Genomic DNA, 19,835 nt, shown 5'->3' with positions numbered 1-19,835 from the left:
GAAAGCATTTATTGCAAATATACCCTATTTATGTATGATTACATAATTTATAAGGGATTTTTTATTCACCAATAGGTGTACCTAATTAGGCACACCTTGGTGAATAATTATTTAATTATTAATGGCTAGACAACATAGCAAGCATTGTACCTGCTGCTACTGCTGTACCAATAACGCCAGCTACGTTAGGACCCATAGCATGCATGAGCAAGAAGTTAGCTGGGTTAGCTTTCGCACCTACTACTTGAGATACGCGAGCCGCCATTGGAACTGCGGATACACCGGCAGAACCAATAAGTGGATTTGTTTTACCACCATCAACTAAGCTCATCAATTTACCGAACAATACGCCACCAGCAGTACCACCGATAAATGCAACTAAGCCTAAGCAAATAATAAGAATTGTTTGTACGCTTAAGAAGTGTTCCGCACTCATTGTTAAACCAGTACCAGTTGCCAAGAAGATTGTAACAGTATTGATCAACGCATTTTGAGATGTATCAGACAAACGTTCAGTTACGCCAGATTCACGGAACAAGTTACCTAACATCAACATACCTAAAAGAGATGTAATGGAAGGAAGCAATAAGGAAATGAAGATCGTTGCAACAATTGGGAATACGATTCTTTCAAAACGTGTAACGTCACGCAATTGTTCCATAACAATTTCGCGTTCTTTTTGCGTAGTGAATAATTTCATTACAGGTGGTTGAATCAACGGTACCAAGGACATATAGGAATATGCGGCAACCGCGATTGCACCTAATAAATGAGGAGCTAACTTAGTAGCCAAGTAAATGGATGTAGGGCCGTCGGCACCACCGATGATACCGATAGCAGCTGCTTCTTGAGCAGTAAAGCCAAGCATCATTGCGCCACCTAAAGCAACGAATACGCCGATTTGAGCAGCAGCACCTAAAAGCAATGTTTTAGGATTAGCAATGAGTGGACCAAAGTCAGTCATTGCACCTACACCAAGGAAAATTAAAGGTGGGAAGATTTCTTGAGAGATACCTGCACTAATAAGAGCCATAACGCCTTCTTCGAAGCCATTACGAGGAATATTAGCAAGTACACAACCAAACGCAATCGGACCCAACAATAATGGTTCAAACTCTTTAGCAAATGCCAAGTACAATAGGATCAAACCTACAAGAATCATAATAGCATTGCCTGTTGTAAATGCGAGGAACCCGCTATCATTAATAACGGATTGAATCGCAACAGCAAAAGCCTCCATATGCGTTCCCCTTTCACAAATATAAAATTTTTATATGACGCGGACTAGCCGCGCCACACAAAACTTGGTATTAACCAAGAACAACCATGTCGTCGCCAGTGGATACAGTTTGGTTAGCAGCTACGCGAACTTCTGCAACTACAGCATCATGTGGAGCTGCGATTTCGTTTTGCATTTTCATAGCTTCAAGAATCAACAAAGTTTCGCCTTTTTTAACTGCTTGACCAGCGGATACTGCTACAGATAAGATTTTACCAGGCATTGGAGCTTTTACAGTTTCAGCACCTGCTGGAACTGGAGCTGCTGCTGCAGCTGGAGCTGGTGCTGGTGCAGGAGCTGCTTTAGGAGCTGGAGCTGCTGCTGGAGCTGGAGCTGCTGCAGGAGCTGCGCCTTTTACTTCATTAACTTCTACATCATATGCTGTACCATTTACTGTAACGTTGAATTTTTTCATCTTAAATTCCTCCAAAATGTGTATGTCTACACAATACTTATAAATTTTTATTACACATATAAATTGGATAATCTTATCGATTATCTAAATAAGCCAATAATCTTATCGACTACCGCGCAAACGGCCTTCCATTTTCCAATTATAGCTTACGATTGGACGGATATGCGCGATTTGATCAGCGGAATAACCCATTGCCGCTAATGCACCAACGATTACGGCTACTACATCTTGAGATGGAGCTTTACCGTTAGTTTTTGTAGCATTGCTCATTACAAATGCCTCCTAAAATTTTATTAACCTCTACCGCTTAAACGACCTTCCAAGCGCCATTTAGCACTGATTGCTGTAGGTCGGATAGATGCAATTTGTTCAGATGAGTACCCCATCGCCACAATGGCACCTACGATAGCTGCTACTACTTCTTCCTCATTTTGAGCGGATGCACTTGGAGCAGCCACTGGAGTAGCTGCAGGCGTTACAACAGTTTGTTCTGTTTTAGGTGCTTCTTTTTTTTTCTTAGTTGGATCGATTAAATGTACGATTTCCATAAGAATACCTAAAAGAATCAACACAACAAATACAACTGTCATATTAATGGCCATAATTAACCAAGGATTGGTAGTAACTGCTTGTCCTTCCATAATCATTCCCCTTTCTAAAAAATTAGTAAAGAAAGGTATCTCCCAAATTCGATGTTCTTGTTATCGAAACGAATTATAATGGAATATTACCATGTTTCTTTGGAGCACGGTTTTCGCGTTTGCTTGCAAGCATTGCCAAAGCGTTGATAACTGCTGGACGAGTTTGTTTTGGTTCGATTACAACGTCTACGAAGCCACGTTCTGCAGCTTTGTATGGAGTTGCGAACTCTTCTACGTATTTTGCTGTTTTAGCATCTTTATCTTCGTCTTTCTTGAAGATAATGTTAGCTGCACCAGCAGGACCCATTACAGCGATTTCGGATGTAGGCCAAGCGTATACTTGGTCAGCGCCCAAATCTTGGGAACACATAGCGAGGTAAGAACCGCCGTATGCTTTACGAGTGATAACAGTAATTTTTGGTACTGTAGCTTCAGAGTAAGCATACAACATTTTAGCACCATGACGAATGATACCGCCCCATTCTTGATTTGTGCCAGGCAAGAAACCAGGAACGTCAACAAAGTTAACGATTGGAATATTGAAAGCATCACAGAAACGGATGAAACGGGAAGATTTGTCGGATGCATTGATGTCCAAGCAACCAGCCATTACTTTTGGTTGGTTAGCAATGATACCAACGGATTGACCGTCAAAACGTGCAAAACAAGTAATAATGTTTGTAGCATAGAATGGTTGTACTTCATAGTATTCACCATTATCTACAGTAGCTGCGATAACATCTTTCATGTCGTATGGCATGTTACTGTTATCAGGCAACAAGCTGTTCAAGCCTTCGTCTTCACGAGTTGGATCATCGCCAGTATCTACTAATGGAGCATCTTCCATATTATTGGATGGCAAGAAGCCTAATAAGTAGCGAATTTGTGCGATGCAATCATCTTCATCTTCAGCTGCAAAGTGAGCAACACCAGACACAGAGTTGTGAGCCATTGCACCACCAAGATCTTCAGCTGTTACTTCTTCACCAGTTACAGATTTGATAACTGCAGGACCAGTGATGAACATTTGAGATGTGTGTTTAACCATGTAGATGAAGTCAGTTAATGCTGGAGAATATACAGCACCACCTGCACATGGGCCCATGATTACGGAAATTTGTGGAATAACGCCAGATGCATTTGTATTTTCAAAGAAAATTTTACCGTAACCAGCAAGCGCATCTACTGCTTCTTGAATACGAGCACCGCCGGAATCATTGATACCAACGATAGGAGCACCCATTTTCATTGCTAAACGTTGTACTTTAACGATTTTAGCAGCATGCATTTCACCAAGAGAACCACCTTCTACAGTGAAGTCTTGTGCGAATGCATATACTAAACGACCGTCGATAGTACCATAACCAGTTACTACACCTTCGCCTGGTAATTCTTTCTTTTCTTGACCGAAGTTAACACAACGATGTTTAACAAATTGATCAAGTTCAACGAAAGAGTTATCATCGAACAATTTAGCCAAACGTTCACGAGCAGTCATTTTGCCTTGAGCATGTTGTTTCTCAACGCGTTTTTCACCGCCACCAGCTTTAACTTTAGCTAGTTTTTCGTGCAATAACTCGATTTTTTCTTGCACTGTTGCCATTATAGCACCTCCAAATAAAACTTGTTACAGTATCATTTTATTTCATTAATAATTAAAGTTCAAGCATGCATACATATTTAATATATAACTAGTGATTATATGAATATGTATATCTATTACTCATACATAATGATGTGAATTGGATACTGTATTATTTCATACGTTGACATAATTCAAGCAATACGCCGCCTGTTGCTTTTGGATGTAAGAAAGCAATGGAGGACCCGCCTGCACCGTAACGAGGTTTTTCGTCAATCATACGAACGCCTTTAGCCATCAAATCAGCAATAGCATTTTCAATATTATCAACGCGCAATGCAACGTGTTGGATACCATCACGACCGCCATTTTTTTCGATGAATTTACCGATAGGGCCATCTGGAGTTGTAGTTTCTAAGAATTCAAGTTCAGCATCGCCACATGGGAAGAAGGATACTTTTACTTTTTGTTCTTCAACCACTTCATCTTCTGGAAGATGTTGAATACCCAATGCATTTTTATAGAATTCTTTAGTTGCTGCTAAATCATTAACACCAATACCGATGTGATCCACTTGTAATACTTTAAAAGCCATTTCGATTATCTCCTTTTCAAGGCTAAATCTCTAATGCTATGTAGTCGCCGTCTACTTTAGCACGCTTGTCATTACGCCGTTAACAACTGTGTATGGATCGCTTTCGCGTTCATTAACAGCTGCCACTTGGCTATTAAATTCGTCGCTTGTAACGATTTTATCAGCTACATAACGACCAATTTGTTCATTAATCATTGCGATGATTTCATCACGAGTACGTTCTGCCCGACGAGATTCCAATTCACCAGAATCTTCAAGATACTCAAAATGTTCATCTAAAGCGTCGATGAGTTCATCTACGCCTTGGTCCTTGCTAGCAATTGTGCGCTTAATTGGTGGGCGCCATTTTACTTCACGAGAGTCTAGGTCAAGCATCATTTCAATTTCTACATTCAAACGATCACAACCATCTCGGTCAGCTTTATTGATAGCAAATACATCGCCAATTTCAAGAATACCCGCTTTGATAGCTTGGATATCATCACCGAGACCAGGAACAAGTACTACCAATGTAGTATCTGCATTTTTAACGATATCTACTTCGGATTGACCTACACCTACTGTTTCAATGATTACTAAATCCATGCCAAAGGCATCCATGAGTTTTACAACGTCCGCAGTCTTTTTGGATAAACCACCAAGACTACCACGCGTGCCCATGCTTCGAATAAATACATTTTCATTTAATGTCAAATCATTCATTCGAATACGGTCCCCCAAGATAGCACCACCAGAGAATGGGCTTGTTGGGTCGATGGCAACGATGCCGATTTTTTTACCTTGATCTAGATAATGTTTAACAACTTTATCAGTCAAAGTACTTTTACCAGCACCAGGGGCCCCAGTAATACCGAGAATACGTGCATTTCCTGTTTTAGGGTAAATTGCCTTCATAATATCAATGGCATTTTCATACTCGTTTTCTACAGCTGTTATGGACCGTGCTAAGGCTAGTCGGGAACCTTCAAAAAGTTCTTTAACTAAATCCACTCGCCTCACCACCTATCTTAAAATATGGGAATAGAGGGGAGTCAACCATTTAGTTCAACCCCTCTCTTGCCCAATTAATTATTTAACGTTTTCGTTGATGAATTTAACGATATCGCCAGTTGGTGTACCAGGTGTGAATACTGCTGCTACGCCAGCTTTTTTCAAGCCAGGGATATCAGCGTCAGGAATAACGCCACCACCGATTACAAGTACATCGCCCATGCCTTTTTCTTTCAAAAGTTCAACAATTTTAGGGAACAATGTGTTATGAGCACCGGAAAGAAGGGATAATGCAACTACATTAACGTCTTCAGAAAGAGCTGCTTCTACGATTTGTTCTGGAGTTTGACGAAGACCAGTGTAGATTACTTCGAAACCAGCATCGCGAAGTGCGCGTGCTACTACTTTTGCACCACGGTCATGACCATCAAGACCTGGTTTTGCTACGATTACTCTAATACGTTTTTCTGCCATGATTAATTACCTCCGAAATTAGCCGATATTATAATGTGGAATGAGCTTCGTATTCACCGAATACTTCGCGCAATACATTACAAATTTCACCCAAAGTAGCATATGTTTTAACTGCATCAAGAATTAATGGCATCAAGTTAACGTTTTCATCAGCTGCACCAGCTTTAAGAGCTGCTAATGCTTTATCAACTGCTGCTTGATCGCGGTTAGCGCGAACTGCTTGAGTTTTCTTGGATTGGTTAACACCAACGGAAGCATCTACGCGAAGTAAGTCTTTTGGAGCTTCTTCTTCAACTTGGAATTTGTTTACGCCAACGATTGTGCGCAAGCCAGATTCAACTTCCATTTGCCATTTGTAAGCGGATTCTTGAATTTCTTTTTGGATGTAGCCTTTTTCGATTGCTACTACAGCGCCGCCCATTTCATCAATTTTCTTGATGTATGCCATAGCTTCGTCATAGATAGCGTTAGTCATAGCTTCTACATAGTAGGAACCGCCCAATGGGTCAACTACGTCAGCTAAACCAGATTCGTAAGCCACGATTTGTTGTGTACGAAGAGCTACTTGTACAGATGCTTCTGTAGGAAGAGCCAACGCTTCGTCACGGGAGTTTGTATGTAAGGATTGAGTACCGCCCATTACAGCAGCTGCAGTTTGAAGAGCAACACGAACGATGTTGTTATCAACTTGTTGTGCAGTCAACATGGAACCAGCTGTTTGAGTATGTACACGAAGCATCATGGATTTTGGTTTTTTAGCACCAAAACGTTCTTTCATGATTGTTGCCCATAAACGGCGGGATGCACGGAATTTAGCAACTTCTTCAAGTACGTTGTTATGAGCATTCCAGAAGAAGGAAAGACGACCAGCGAATGTATCAACATCAAGACCAGCTTTCAAAGCTGCTTCTACGTATGCGATACCATCAGCAATTGTAAATGCGATTTCTTGAGCTGCTGTGGAACCTGCTTCACGGATATGGTAACCGGAGATGGAGATTGTGTTCCATTTTGGAACATTTTGAGAACAATATTCGAAGATATTAGTAATCAAACGCATGGATGGTTTTGGTGGGAAAATGTAAGTACCACGAGCTGCGTATTCTTTCAAAATATCATTTTGAATTGTACCTTTCAATTCTGTGGAAGGTACGCCTTGTTTTTCAGCTACTGCGATATACATTGCCAACAAAACGGATGCTGGAGCGTTGATTGTCATGGATGTGGATACTTTACCAAGATCGATGCCGTCGAACAAGATTTCCATATCTGCCAAGGAGTCAATCGCTACACCTACTTTACCAACTTCGCCTTCTGCAACTGCATCGTCGGAGTCATAACCAATTTGTGTAGGTAAGTCGAATGCACAGGAAAGACCAGTTGCACCAGACTCGATTAGGTAGCGGTAACGTTTGTTAGATTCTTCTGCTGTAGCGAAGCCTGCATACATACGCATTGTCCAGAAACGACCACGGTACATAGTAGGTTGTACGCCACGAGTGTAAGGGAATTCGCCAGGCATACCCAAATCACGTTCATAGTCAAAACCTTCGATATCAACTGGTGTATATACACGGTTGTATTTTAAATTTTGACGTTCTGGAGTTTTTGCACTTTTTTCGTCACAAAGTTTGTTGTACTCAGCAATTTGGGCTTTTAAGTTTTCGTAAGCCATGTTTTCATCATCCTCCTAAAAAAACAGGTTATTTTTTCATGCTTCCAGTTTCTGTGAAGCGTTTATGCCAAGAAAGAGCTTCATCAAGCAACATAGGTGTATGGGCATTCTTTGTTGCAGCTAATGCTTTTTCTAGGTATTCAGTTAACATAGGTTTGTAGTCTGGGTGAGCACATTTTTCAATGATCAAACGAGCTCTTTCCACTGGGCTCAAACCACGGCAGTCAGCAACACCTTGTTCTGTACAGAAAATCATAGTGTCATGTTCTGGGTGATCCACATGAGATACATATGGAACGATAGAACTGATGTCGCCATTTTTAGCAACGGAGTTAGTGCAGAAGATAGTGAGATAAGCACTACGTGCAAAGTCACCAGAACCACCAACACCATTCATCATTTTGCTCCCCATAATATGAGTAGAGTTTACATTGCCAAAAATATCAAATTCGATAGCGGTATTCATGGCAATGACACCAATACGGCGAGCAATACCAGGGTTGTTGGAAATTTCTTGTGGGCGAAGAATGATTTTTTTACGGTATTCATCAATATTCGCATAGAAACGTTTCAACCCATCTGGAGAAGGACTTAATGCAGTACCAGAACATACAGTTACTTTACCAGCATCGATCAAGTCGAACATACCATCTTGGATTACTTCTGTATAGATGGACAAATCTGTGAATGGGCCTTTAGCAAGACCACTGATTACAGCATTCGCTACGGAACCTACACCAGATTGTAATGGAAGCAAGTTTTTAGGCAAACGACCTTCTGCAATTTCTTGTTCGAAGAATTTGATAAGGTGTTGACTCATTGCTTTTGCATCATCATCGATAGGTGCCAAAGGTCTTGTTGTATCAGGAACATCACAAGGTACTACTGCAACAATTTTACTTGGGTCACAAGGAATTGCTTCAGTACCAATACGATCACCAGGTGTTTCCAATGGAATTGGTTTACGATGTGGTGGATCGAGTGGTTCATAGATATCATGCATACCTACCAAGGAAAGTGGTTGGGATACATTCACTTCTACGATAACTTTTTTAGCTTGGCTAACAAATGTTGGAGAGTTACCAACAGATGTAGTTGGAACAATGGAGCCATCTTCGTTGATTTGTGCAGCTTCAATAATTGCTACGTCTAAATCACCAAAGAAACCATAGCGAACATTTTGTGCCATTGTGCTTAAATGCATATCAATGTATTTAACAGCACCGCTATTTAAGGCTTTACGTGTATCCCCATTTGTTTGATATGGGAAACGACGATTGATACCGTTAGCACGAGTTAACGCGCCATCAGCTTCATCACCTACGGAAGCACCTGTCCACAAATCAATTTTGAATGGTTCTTTTTCCATTCTTTCTGCCAATGCCAATGGCACTGCTTTTGCATAACCAGATGGAGTAAAGCCGGAAATACCAACTTTATCGTTAGGGTTAATCAAAAGAGCTGCATCATAAGCAGTGACAATTTTACCTTGGAGGGCCGCACATTTAACGCGGTCTTTGATGTCTATCACCATTACCATCTCCTTTAAGAGTAACATTGTATAAACGACAGTTTGATCTCTTGGTCGTTCCTTAAACCGACTTCATCGTAGTCCACATCCAACGTATTGTCAACTTATATGACTAAAATGTATTTTTTTATACACTTTATGGGTGCATTATGATTAAAATGCATAGATTTTCATATATTCACATAAGTTTTATTCACATCGCTATAACTCACAGGAATTATCGATTTATGGCATATATTGATGTTTTTCAATTAAATCGAACTCTCTCTATACAATATATAGACCCTTTTCAATATAAAACAACATCTCACACACAAGAACTAGACCATACACCTCCCTATAAAGATACAAAGATATACAAAAAACCGGCTTTCAAATGTCAACGATAATGTTCAATTATGTCTAACATTAGAAAACCGGTTATAACCTCTTAATACATACCTACCTAAGGTATGTATTAAGTATACCATATTATGAAATTATATATCTACTATAAAACATACTAATTATACAAGCTACTGAAATTATGTAGATTTATCAGCAGACAGCTGAACTTTTACAAAGGCCCCTACCCAGCCAAACAATTGCCAAAATACAATAGTCACTTGATGACTGTATAGCTCAAAATCAGATAAGCCACTAAATAAAACCCCTATAGCCAACGCTCCTACACCAATTTGCGCAGCTTGACGGAATATATCCCCTTTAAGCCTTATAGATGTAATAACATGACCTACGATAACTGCTAGGAATGATAGCAATCCAGGGATACCGGTTTCAGCTAACATATTAAGGTATAAATTATGAGCATGATACATCAAGACGTGAGGTCCTTGAATATAGTAATTATAGTCTGGATATACTAAATAAAATGTATTCCACCCAATACCAAAGATAGGATTTTCTCGTACGATATACATAGTACTATCCCATAAGGCCCATCGAAGATCAGCGGATGTATCATGACCTTGGAATATAGACCACAGCCTTGAAGCTATTTCACCATCATAAAAGTACAAAATTATTGGCACTGCTAATAGGGATAAGAATAATCTTCGCTCCACAAAGATTGCCCAATACAAAATCATCGCTCCGAAGCTAATCCAAATTCCCCGAGAATAGGTTAATAGCATCGTTAAGAATAATATACTACCTATAATTAGCATTGAAATAACTTCGCGCGTACGATTTTCCTTCATATATACCAAGATATAACTGATACATACGCTGAGTACCATCAATAGATAGGCGCCCAATAAATTAGGATTTTGTAATGTAGACGACATGCGACGCATCAATTTAGGGAACTGTGCTGCATCTACCCACTCTTTTATATGTATATTAGGAACAAATACATATTGATAAGCACCTATGATACACACTAGAACTGCAGTGCCTAGCAAGGCACGAAGAAAATAGTTCCACTGTTTAGGCGTTTGAATGTATGTACGAACTAAATAATACATACCGCCGCTGGCCACAATTTGATAAAACCAACTTTGAATTGACCAATCCCAATTTTCTGACACTATAGAAGATACGCCAGTCCATACCACAAAGATCATAACAGACCACGATAAATAGCCTGTTGGTAAGCTCAAAGATTTACTAGATATTAAATCATATAGTGCAAGGCCTATCGCTAGCCAAAGGAGCACATCACCCACCATTGGTTGCAAAGGCATGGCCACAACAACACCATAAATTAAACGTTCAATATAGAATGTAATTCTCTTCTGATTAGGAATAAGTGAGAGTTCCATAGGCTCACCTTAGTGACTCATCTCATGGTTAAACCACTGACGAGCATCTCCTAAAATATATAAAGAACCACAAACAGTGATAATATCACCAGTTTTTGTATGTTTATAGGCTAAAGCCAATGCGTCTTCAACAGAATCTGCTGTTTGTGCTATAGCTTTTGGAACGATGTGACGTATTTTCTCAACCAAAACCTCTGGCACTTCAGTTCTATCTGTTGGAGCTGGTACAACTAGGACCGTATCGCCCGCCTTAACAACTTCGCGGATAATAGCATCTTGATTTTTATCTTTAAGAATTGCCATCACAATCGTTTTTGGGGTGTCCTTAAATAATTCAGCATAGGTCATACTGAAAGATTCAGCACCTGCCGCATTATGAGCACCATCAAAGATAAAGGTGCGATCTAAGCCTCGTTTAACTTCAAATCGACCTGCCCACGTAGTGCGAGCAAATCCTTCACGCATCGTTTCTTCACTAATGTTAGTGTCTTCTTTCATCAGTAAACGCACAGCCATTAATGCACACGCAAGATTAACAGATTGGTGGATACCTGCCATCGTCGTAAACAACATTGCAGGAGCGGTATCATTAGTACTAACCGTAATCATTTGGCCACCAGTTACAGCACTACGGCTATCGATACCAAAGTCTTTATTGAAAGCATACACTCTAGCATGTTTCTCTTTAGCTACCTCTTCAATAATACGAAGAGGAGCATCCTGTGCAGCCGTTACAACAGGAATTTTAGATTTAATAATACCTGCCTTGTGATGCGCAATCTCCTCAATAGTATCACCACAATACTTTTGATGGTCTATTGTTACATTGGTAATAACCGATACCTTTGGTGTCACGATATTAGTAGAATCTAGTAATCCACCTAAGCCAACTTCCACCACCGCATAGTCCACATCTTGTTCTTTGAAGAACAAAAAGGCAGCGGCCGTCAAAATTTCAAATTGCGTTGGCGCTTCTATTCCGTTAGTAATGATAGTATCAACTGCCACTTTTACACGACTAATTAGATTACCGAAGGCTTCCTCTGTTATATTTCCATCATTGATTTGAATTCGCTCCGTATAGGATTGAAGGTGAGGCGATGTAAATCGCCCCACCCGTAGTCCACTTGTAAACAGTGCGTAGGAAATATATGAGGTAACCGAGCCCTTACCATTCGTGCCTGTAACATGAACAATCTTATAGTCTTCTTGTGGATTCCCAAGGGCTTCCATAAGCGCTGTAATTCGTTCAAGGCCAGGCTTAATACCGAATGAAGATGCCTGTTCTAAATAGGCTAAGGCCTCTTGATATGTCATATAAACCTCCTATTATAAGGTTTCAAGGAACGCTTCACGTTCCAATAACGCTTGTTGTTTTTGTTTATATTCTTCTAACTTTTCTTTTTCTTTTGCTACTACAGCTTCTGGAGCTTTTGCGAGGAAGCCTTGGTTAGACAATTTGCCTTCCAAACGGGAAATTTCTTTTTCCATTTGGATTTTTTCCTTTGCAATACGCTCTCTTTCTTTTTCACCGTCGATCAAGTCTTTAAGTAAGAGATATACTTCCATACCATTTACAACTGTTACAGTCGCATTTTCTGGTTTTGAATCATCGGCACCAAGAATTGTTACCTTCTCAGCCCAAGCTAATGTAACGAAGTAATCGCTATGATCTGCTACAGTTTGAGCTAATGCTTCATCTGTTGGTGCTACGATAACCTCAGCTTTTTTACCTAAAGGCACATTCATTTCAGCACGCATGTTACGAATACCTTTGATGGCATCCATCATAACTTCCATTTGACGAGCTGCACTTTCAAGATTATCAAATTTTAATGCTTCAGGCCATTTTGCAACAACGATGCTATCCCCTTCATGAGGTAAATGTTGCCAAATATGTTCTGTTACGAACGGCATAAATGGATGTAATAATTCAAGCATATGACGCAAGATTGTTACGAGTAAATATTGAACAGTACGACGATCACGTTCATTACCATCGTTATATAAACGAGGTTTAGCTAGCTCAATATACCAGTCACAGTATGTGTTCCAAATGAAATCATATACGGAACTTGCAGCTTCACCCAACTCGAATTTGTCGAGATTAGACGTTACACTTTGTACTGTTTCGTTATATTTTTGAACAATCCATTGATCTGCTAATGTCAAATCATCTGCAGTTGGAATGAAGCTTTCATCATAATTTGTAAGATTCATCAATACAAATTTAGATGCATTCCAAATCTTATTGGCAAAGTTACGATTAGCCTCAACACGTTCCATATAGAAGCGCATATCATTACCTGGTGTGTTACCAGTAACAAGAGTAAAGCGCAATGCATCTGCACCATATTGGTCGATAACTTCAAGAGGATTAATACCATTGCCCAAGGATTTACTCATTTTACGGCCTTGACTGTCGCGAACTAGACCATGAATAAATACATGTTTGAATGGAATTTCATGTTCGAACTCAAGAGCCATGAAGATCATACGAGCTACCCAGAAGAAGATGATATCGTAACCAGTTACAAGAACACTTGTTGGGTACCATTGTTTAAGCTCAGGAGTTTGTTCAGGCCACCCCATGGTAGCAAATGGCCACAAGCCAGAGCTGAACCATGTATCTAAAACGTCTGGATCTTGTGTAACATGACCGTGGCAATGAGGACATTCAGTAATATCGTCACGACTAACGATTGTTTCACCGCAATCATCGCAGTACCATGCAGGAATACGATGACCCCACCATAATTGACGAGAAATTGTCCAGTCCCGAATATTTTCAAGCCAGTTTACATATGTTTTTGTAAAACGTTCAGGAACGAACTCTACTTCGTGATCTTTAACAACTTTAAGAGCTGGTTCTGCCAATGGTTTCATATCTACAAACCATTGTTTAGATACCATTGGCTCAATAATTGTGTTACAACGAGAGCAATGACCTACCGCATGGTCATGATCATCGATTTTTTCAAGTAAGCCTAGTTCTTTGAGCTCTGCTACTACTTGTTTACGAGCTTCTTCACGAGTCATGCCATTGAATTTGCCAGCACCTTCATTCATTGTCGCATCATTGTTCATAACAACGATGGATTCCAAATTATGACGTTGGCCCATTTCAAAGTCATTAGGATCATGAGCAGGTGTAATTTTTACACAGCCTGTACCGAAGCTAGCATCTACATAATCATCGGCAATTACAGGAATTTCGCGATTAACAAATGGTAAAATCAATGTTTTGCCGATGAGGTCTTTATAACGATCATCATCAGGATTTACTGCTACTGCTACGTCACCGAACATTGTTTCTGGACGTGTTGTAGCAACAACTACGAATCGATTATCCTCACCTTTTACAGGATATTTAATATGCCATAAGTGGCCATGTTCGTCTTCATGTTCAACTTCAACATCAGATAAAGCGGTAGCACAACGAGGGCACCAGTTGATGATGCGTTCACCGCGATAGATTAAGCCTTTTTCATAAAGTTTTACGAACACTTCACGCACTGCATGATAGTACCCTTCATCTAATGTAAAGCGTTCGCGAGACCAGTCACAAGATGCGCCTAAGCTACGAATTTGTTTTACAATAGTATCGCCGTATTCTTTTTTCCATTCCCATACGCGTTCTACGAATTTCTCACGACCTAAATCATAGCGAGATTTTCCCTCTTCTTTAGCGAGCATCTCTTCTACTTTGATTTGTGTAGCAATACCAGCATGGTCAGTACCAGGCATCCACAACACATTGTAACCTTGCATGCGTTTGAAACGGATGAGGATATCTTGCAATGTATTATCTAAAGCATGGCCCATATGCAACATACCAGTTACATTAGGAGGCGGCAACACGATACTAAATGGTTCTTTATTAGTGTCTACTTCTTCGTGAAAGTATCCTTGGTTTTCCCAATATGAATACCATTTCCCTTCTATTTCACCGGGGTTATAAGTGGTTAAATTTTCGTAGGTTTTCATCGTTCCTCCTAAATAAACTCCTTAGCGCTTCATAATCTTAGCCAATACAAATAGGCTCGTTTCATATAGCAATATCATAGGTAATGCAATCATCGTTTGAGAGAACATATCCGGTGTTGGTGAAATGACAGCACCTATGATAAAGGATATAAGTATAAATATCTTACGTTTCGTTTTTAAAAAACGCGATGTAATTAAGTTGAAATATCCCAAGATGATTAAAATCAACGGCAACTCAAAGATAAATCCAAAGGGTAGTACAAAGGATAATACAAAGTCCATGTACTGGCCGATGGAAAACAGCGGTTGTAATTCGTCGGTAGCAAAGCCCATAAAGAACTTAACAGCTGCTGGTAGCACGAGAAAATAAGAAAATACAATACCTATGCCAAATAAGCCTATAGCAACCGGTAAAATCCAATTGGATAGTTGCTTTTCTCGCACCGTAAGGGCAGGCTTAACAAATAACCAGATCTGATGCAATATAATAGGTGCCCCTATAATAAGACCACCTACTATAGACACCTTCATATATGTAAAGAAGGCCTCAGTCGGTTTCATATAATAGAGCTTACCAGCTGGCTTTAGGAGTATTTCCAATAAGAAGTCTACATAATAATAAGAAATACATGTTCCTATGACTACTGCAACAGCCATTATAATAAGGCGCTTTCGCAATTCAGATAGATGGCCTACAAGGGATATTTCCCTCGCCTCGTCCATCATTTTCTGTTCCATCTCAGTATAAATTGGCTCGTCCTCAGGTTCCTCAGGAACCTGTTGTTTTACCACCTTATACTGTTCTTGTTCAGCCTTTAATTTGGCTTCGCGACGCTTTTGACGAACTACACTATCAAAAGAAGGTTTTTGTATGGGATATTCGAAGTCCGTTTTTGGTTCGAATGGTTCCATATTATACCTTTCTATCAGCTAAATTCTCTACAGCCATCACAAGGAATTCCTTGCCGGGAAAATCACGGACAGCGTCGAGTGCTGCCAAAGCATCTTTGCAATATTGATCAGCTACAGCTAATGTATTATCAATACCGCCTTGACCGATAACATAGTCGATAATAGCCTGCTCATCGCCGCCATTATTCAAGGCTTTAATATCCTCAAGCAATTTATCTTTATTGTCATCATTAACGATACTTAACAACGGATATGTCAATAAACCTTCGCGAAGATCATTCCCCACGGGTTTACCAGTCGTCGCTGTTGTTTCACGATAATCCATAATATCATCAGTAATTTGGAATGCCATGCCCAGAGCATGACCATATTTTTTCAACTCAACGATTTCAGATTCGCTCCAGCCCCCTAAAAGGCCACCCAATTCCATACAGCCTTCCATAAAGTCAGCTGTTTTCTTTTGGGTCTTAGTCATATACCGCTCAATACCTTGATCGATGCGATACACATCTTCCATCTGCATAAACTCGCCTTCCACAAGGCAAGTAATGATATGAGAAAAAATCTGCAAATATTTCATATTAGGCATTTCAGATACAATTTGGAATGCTTTAGCAAACAAGTAATCACCACTAAGAATAGCTACCTTATTTCCTTTATGCATATGTATCGTTTCTTCGCCTCGACGAATCTCTGCTTGATCTAACACATCATCGTGAATCAAAGTCGCTAAATGAAGCATCTCTACGGCTTCAGCAATTCTAATACGCTGACGTTCTACAGATGTACCTGCATTAGCAATCAATAAACATAATTGCGCGCGCAAGCGCTTGCCACCTGCAGCAGATAATGGTCGAATCAGTGCATTAAAGTCTTCTGCACCTGTATTAAAAGATGATGCAAGAGACTCTTCCACACCCTCTAAATCTAGAGCAATGCGTTCCATAATCTCTAATTCATTGGTTTGACTCATGCTTCATCTCCTACTAGAACTTTATTGATGCGTTGTTGTAAAAGTTCACGTCCCGTGTGTTTTAAGGAGCTATATAAAATAGGCGGTGTATTCGTTGGATACATTTCCTTAATTTTAGCCAAGTTCGCAGACTTCTCTTTAGCCGTTAGCTTGTCAGCTTTAGTAACTACAATTTGTAATGGTACACCAGCTTCAATAAGCCAATCATAGGCCACCTTATCGATAGGCATCTCTGGATGACGTCCATCGATAAGTAAGCACAACAACATCAATCGTTCAGAATGTAAAATATAATCGGCAATAAAGGAAGACCACAAGTTGCGGTTTCCCTTATTTGTCTTTGCAAAACCATAACCAGGAAGGTCTACGAGAAACCAGTTATATCTGCGTTCCTCTGTTTCAGAAATATCTTCTTTTGATTCAATATCAAAGTAGTTAATTGTCTTAGTCTTACCTGGTTGGCCACTAACGAGAGCCAACCCACGATAATTACACAACGAGTTAATCAACGAAGATTTGCCCACATTAGAGCGCCCGATGAAGGCTATTTCCACAGTATCCCCTTCAGGATATTGATCAGCCTTAACACAGGAAGTATTATATTTTGCTGCTATAATACGAGGCCCCTTCGGTTCTTTTCGTGTATATTGTGGTTTTGGGCCCATTTGTTTAGTGGATTTTTTCTTTTTTTGCATTACACAAGTGCCTTTGCTAATACTTCATCCATTGTCTTAACTGGCGTAATAATGAGACCGTCTTTTACAATATCAGGTAATTCTGCAATATCCTTTTCATTGCCTTTAGGAATCAATACTTCTTTAATGCCATTAGACAAGGCTGCTAATAACTTTTCTTTTAAACCGCCAATTGGTAGTACACGGCCACGCAATGTAATTTCACCAGTCATGGCAATATCAGAACGAACCTTGCGATTTGTTAAAATAGATACCATAGCCAATGTCATCGTAATACCTGCGGAAGGGCCATCCTTAGGTGTTGCACCTTCTGGCAAGTGAACGTGTATATCGAGTTTCTTATAGAAATCATCTTCAATTTTTAAGGCTTTTGCATTGTGGCGAATATAGCTCATTGCAGCTTGACCAGACTCTTGCATAACCTTACCTAAGCTACCCGTTAATGCAAGTTTACCTGTACCGTTCATAGTTGTTGCTTCGCATGGCAATACAACGCCACCTACAGAAGTCCAAGCTAGGCCATTTACATAGCCAATTTGCGGTTTCTTTTCGCGCTCTTGGTCAACAAAAATTGGTGCACCCAAGAATTCGTGAAGATTTTTTGTCGTTACTTTCGGTGCATCCCCACCTTCTTCAACGACTTTATAAGCAATCTTACGACAAATCTTAGCAATCGTTTTTTCTAAGGTACGAACACCCGCTTCACGAGTATATTCGGAAACTACCTTTTTCAACACTGCATCAGATAATTTGACCTTGTAATCTTCAAGGCCATTTTTCTTGATTTGTTTAGGTACTAAATAGCGCTTAGCAATTTCTAATTTTTCTTGTTCCATATAGCTAGATAGTTCGATAATTTCCATACGATCTAACAATGGACCTGGAATATTGGATGCAACGTTAGCCGTTGTAATCCAGAATACTTCGGAGAAATCAAATGGTACTTCAATGAAGTGATCACTAAATGTGCTATTTTGTTCAGGGTCCAATACCTCTAACAATGCAGAGGATGGATCGCCTTTATAATCAGATGCTAGTTTATCAATTTCATCCAATAAGAATACAGGGTTCTTAGTGCCTACATTCTTGAGGCCTTGAATCATACGACCAGGCAATGCACCAATATACGTACGGCGATGGCCACGAATTTCAGCTTCATCACGAACACCACCTAAAGATGCGCGGATGAACTTACGGTTCATTGCTTTAGCTATAGACGTAGCCAAGGATGTTTTACCAACCCCTGGTGGTCCAACTAAGCAAAGAATGGAGCCACTATTCTTACCAGTTAACTTACGAACAGCTAAGAATTCAAGAATGCGTTTCTTAACCTTTTCAAGGCCATAATGATCAGCCTCAAGCATATCATGAGCTTCTTTGATATCTAAGCGATCCTCAGTCAATTCGTTCCAAGGTAACGCCAACACCCAATCTAGGTAATTACGCAAAATAGTTGCTTCTGGCATCAATTGAGGCATGCGACTATAACGAGAGATTTCTTTATCGATACGTTCATGTATATCTTCGCTAAGGTTGAGTGCTTTCAATTTAACACGTAACTCTTCTGCTTCTTCCTCTGGATCTCCTTTATCACCCAACTCATCGTGGATAACTCGGATTTTTTCACGCAAGAAATATTCTTTTTGCGCTTTTTCCATAGATTGACGAACTTGATTATTAATAGAATTTTCCAAATCAGAAATTTGTAATTCCATATTCAAGATGCCTACGATCATATTTAAACGACGAGCTACAGATAACTCTTCAAGTAACTCTTGGCGTTTAGTATTATTAATAGGCAACAAGAACGCAACTTGGTCAGCTAATTCACAAGGGTCACGTAATTCCATAACCCGTGTTACGCCTTCATCGGTAACAGATTTAGCCTCTTCAGCCCATTCGCCAAACTTAGATTGCACTAAACGACGATAGGCTTCTAACTCAACATCGTCTTCAAATTCGGAGGCTACACGCTCGTAGTCCCCTACATAGTACGGATCCATACTTGTTATATTCATTACGCGAATACGTGTAATGCCCTCTACAAGAACACGTACAATACCACCTGGTAAGCGTAACATTTGCTTAATTTTTACTAATGTACCCATTTGGGCTAAGTCATGAACAGTTGGCGAATCAACAGCATCATCCTTTTGGCTGACAACTGCTAAGATGCGATCCTCGTTCATTGCGGCTTCTACCGCTTTAATGGATTTGTCTCGACCGATATCGAGGTGAATCACGATATTCGGGTATACAACCATACCTCTAAGGGGTACAGTTGGAATCCCAATTTCGAGTAAATTCATACTTCCTCCAGGTA

General features: G+C 39.9%; 17 protein-coding genes. All 17 read right to left on the bottom strand.

All coding sequences use genetic code 11. The annotated features are described in order from the left end of the window. Nucleotides 1-118 precede the first annotated feature (118 nt). The 17 genes from mmdB to lon all read right to left on the bottom strand — a co-directional run bounded on the left by mmdB (nt 119) and on the right by lon (nt 19,821). Entirely contained in the window at nt 119-1,240 is a 1,122-nt protein-coding gene (mmdB, locus tag VEIT17_RS02940; RefSeq protein WP_060923993.1) for a methylmalonyl-CoA decarboxylase subunit beta, read from the bottom strand. 70 nt (nt 1,241-1,310) lie between these two features. Then, nucleotides 1,311-1,694: a methylmalonyl-CoA decarboxylase subunit gamma gene (gene mmdC, locus VEIT17_RS02935; protein WP_060923994.1), complete on the bottom strand. Its 384-nt coding sequence runs from the start codon at nt 1,692-1,694 to the stop codon at nt 1,311-1,313. A gap of 102 nt (nt 1,695-1,796) precedes the next feature. After that, nucleotides 1,797-1,964 carry a methylmalonyl-CoA decarboxylase subunit epsilon gene (gene mmdE / locus VEIT17_RS02930; RefSeq protein ID WP_173015017.1) on the bottom strand — a complete coding sequence of 56 codons (168 nt, stop codon included), beginning with the start codon at nt 1,962-1,964 and terminating at the stop codon, nt 1,797-1,799. Nucleotides 1,965-1,987: 23 nt separating this feature from the next. Then, on the bottom strand, nt 1,988-2,335 hold the full coding sequence (mmdD, locus tag VEIT17_RS02925) for a methylmalonyl-CoA decarboxylase subunit delta (protein ID WP_178884675.1): 348 nt from the start codon (nt 2,333-2,335) through the stop codon (nt 1,988-1,990). Between the two features lie 73 nt (nt 2,336-2,408). Continuing rightward, entirely contained in the window at nt 2,409-3,938 is a 1,530-nt protein-coding gene (gene mmdA, locus VEIT17_RS02920; RefSeq protein ID WP_060923996.1) for a methylmalonyl-CoA decarboxylase subunit alpha, read from the bottom strand. Nucleotides 3,939-4,089: 151 nt separating this feature from the next. Continuing rightward, nucleotides 4,090-4,512, bottom strand: a complete 423-nt coding sequence (mce, locus tag VEIT17_RS02915) for a methylmalonyl-CoA epimerase (RefSeq protein ID WP_060923997.1) — start codon at nt 4,510-4,512, stop codon at nt 4,090-4,092. Nucleotides 4,513-4,563: 51 nt separating this feature from the next. Further along, nucleotides 4,564-5,502 (bottom strand): methylmalonyl Co-A mutase-associated GTPase MeaB, encoded by a 939-nt coding sequence (gene meaB, locus VEIT17_RS02910; protein ID WP_060923998.1) that lies wholly within the window; start codon nt 5,500-5,502, stop codon nt 4,564-4,566. 78 nt (nt 5,503-5,580) lie between these two features. Beyond that, the gene (locus tag VEIT17_RS02905) at nt 5,581-5,976 is read right to left on the bottom strand and encodes a cobalamin B12-binding domain-containing protein (protein WP_060923999.1); all 396 of its coding nucleotides are present in this window, start codon (nt 5,974-5,976) and stop codon (nt 5,581-5,583) included. A 28-nt stretch (nt 5,977-6,004) separates the two neighbouring features. Then, the gene (locus tag VEIT17_RS02900; RefSeq protein WP_005386006.1) at nt 6,005-7,651 is read right to left on the bottom strand and encodes an acyl-CoA mutase large subunit family protein; all 1,647 of its coding nucleotides are present in this window, start codon (nt 7,649-7,651) and stop codon (nt 6,005-6,007) included. Nucleotides 7,652-7,679: 28 nt separating this feature from the next. Next, nucleotides 7,680-9,185: a succinyl-CoA:acetate CoA-transferase ScpC gene (locus VEIT17_RS02895; protein ID WP_060924000.1), complete on the bottom strand. Its 1,506-nt coding sequence runs from the start codon at nt 9,183-9,185 to the stop codon at nt 7,680-7,682. Between the two features lie 521 nt (nt 9,186-9,706). Continuing rightward, a complete protein-coding gene (locus tag VEIT17_RS02890) occupies nt 9,707-10,945 on the bottom strand; it encodes an O-antigen ligase family protein (RefSeq protein WP_178884674.1) in 1,239 nt (412 codons plus the stop codon). A 9-nt stretch (nt 10,946-10,954) separates the two neighbouring features. Then, entirely contained in the window at nt 10,955-12,262 is a 1,308-nt protein-coding gene (locus tag VEIT17_RS02885; protein ID WP_178884672.1) for a bifunctional folylpolyglutamate synthase/dihydrofolate synthase, read from the bottom strand. Nucleotides 12,263-12,274: 12 nt separating this feature from the next. Further along, nucleotides 12,275-14,932, bottom strand: a complete 2,658-nt coding sequence (locus VEIT17_RS02880; RefSeq protein ID WP_178884670.1) for a valine--tRNA ligase — start codon at nt 14,930-14,932, stop codon at nt 12,275-12,277. A gap of 21 nt (nt 14,933-14,953) precedes the next feature. Further along, nucleotides 14,954-15,844, bottom strand: coding sequence for a twin-arginine translocase subunit TatC (gene tatC, locus VEIT17_RS02875; RefSeq protein ID WP_119206539.1), 891 nt, complete (start codon nt 15,842-15,844; stop codon nt 14,954-14,956). Between the two features lies 1 nt (nt 15,845). Continuing rightward, on the bottom strand, nt 15,846-16,817 hold the full coding sequence (locus VEIT17_RS02870) for a polyprenyl synthetase family protein (protein WP_119206540.1): 972 nt from the start codon (nt 16,815-16,817) through the stop codon (nt 15,846-15,848). Then, the gene (gene yihA, locus VEIT17_RS02865; protein ID WP_129823194.1) at nt 16,814-17,512 is read right to left on the bottom strand and encodes a ribosome biogenesis GTP-binding protein YihA/YsxC; all 699 of its coding nucleotides are present in this window, start codon (nt 17,510-17,512) and stop codon (nt 16,814-16,816) included. Before yihA ends, VEIT17_RS02870 begins: the two co-directional genes overlap by 4 nt. Further along, nucleotides 17,512-19,821, bottom strand: coding sequence for an endopeptidase La (gene lon / locus VEIT17_RS02860; RefSeq protein WP_178884668.1), 2,310 nt, complete (start codon nt 19,819-19,821; stop codon nt 17,512-17,514). The genes yihA and lon overlap by 1 nt, the downstream gene beginning before the upstream one ends. Between the last annotated feature and the right edge of the window lie 14 nt (nt 19,822-19,835).

It is taken from the genome of Veillonella nakazawae (genome assembly GCF_013393365.1).
Classification (GTDB): Bacteria; Bacillota; Negativicutes; order Veillonellales; family Veillonellaceae; genus Veillonella; species Veillonella nakazawae.
The sequence above is the reverse complement of the archived record's forward strand: the minus strand, read 5'-3'. Positions and strand labels throughout refer to the sequence as shown.

Excerpts from the sequence above, each read along its gene's own strand:
- mmdE (WP_173015017.1), bottom strand. The coding sequence starts at position 1,964 with ATGAGCAATGCTACAAAAACTAACGGTAAAGCTCCATCTCAAGATGTA.
- VEIT17_RS02905 (WP_060923999.1), bottom strand. The coding sequence starts at position 5,976 with ATGGCAGAAAAACGTATTAGAGTAATCGTAGCAAAACCAGGTCTTGAT.
- mmdD (WP_178884675.1), bottom strand. The coding sequence starts at position 2,335 with ATGGAAGGACAAGCAGTTACTACCAATCCTTGGTTAATTATGGCCATT.
- yihA (WP_129823194.1), bottom strand. The coding sequence starts at position 17,512 with ATGCAAAAAAAGAAAAAATCCACTAAACAAATGGGCCCAAAACCACAA.
- VEIT17_RS02880 (WP_178884670.1), bottom strand. The coding sequence starts at position 14,932 with ATGAAAACCTACGAAAATTTAACCACTTATAACCCCGGTGAAATAGAA.
- VEIT17_RS02900 (WP_005386006.1), bottom strand. The coding sequence starts at position 7,651 with ATGGCTTACGAAAACTTAAAAGCCCAAATTGCTGAGTACAACAAACTT.
- mmdB (WP_060923993.1), bottom strand. The coding sequence starts at position 1,240 with ATGGAGGCTTTTGCTGTTGCGATTCAATCCGTTATTAATGATAGCGGG.
- lon (WP_178884668.1), bottom strand. The coding sequence starts at position 19,821 with ATGAATTTACTCGAAATTGGGATTCCAACTGTACCCCTTAGAGGTATG.
- tatC (WP_119206539.1), bottom strand. The coding sequence starts at position 15,844 with ATGGAACCATTCGAACCAAAAACGGACTTCGAATATCCCATACAAAAA.
- mce (WP_060923997.1), bottom strand. The coding sequence starts at position 4,512 with ATGGCTTTTAAAGTATTACAAGTGGATCACATCGGTATTGGTGTTAAT.
- VEIT17_RS02870 (WP_119206540.1), bottom strand. The coding sequence starts at position 16,817 with ATGAGTCAAACCAATGAATTAGAGATTATGGAACGCATTGCTCTAGAT.
- mmdA (WP_060923996.1), bottom strand. The coding sequence starts at position 3,938 with ATGGCAACAGTGCAAGAAAAAATCGAGTTATTGCACGAAAAACTAGCT.
- VEIT17_RS02885 (WP_178884672.1), bottom strand. The coding sequence starts at position 12,262 with ATGACATATCAAGAGGCCTTAGCCTATTTAGAACAGGCATCTTCATTC.
- mmdC (WP_060923994.1), bottom strand. The coding sequence starts at position 1,694 with ATGAAAAAATTCAACGTTACAGTAAATGGTACAGCATATGATGTAGAA.
- VEIT17_RS02895 (WP_060924000.1), bottom strand. The coding sequence starts at position 9,185 with ATGGTGATAGACATCAAAGACCGCGTTAAATGTGCGGCCCTCCAAGGT.
- VEIT17_RS02890 (WP_178884674.1), bottom strand. The coding sequence starts at position 10,945 with ATGGAACTCTCACTTATTCCTAATCAGAAGAGAATTACATTCTATATT.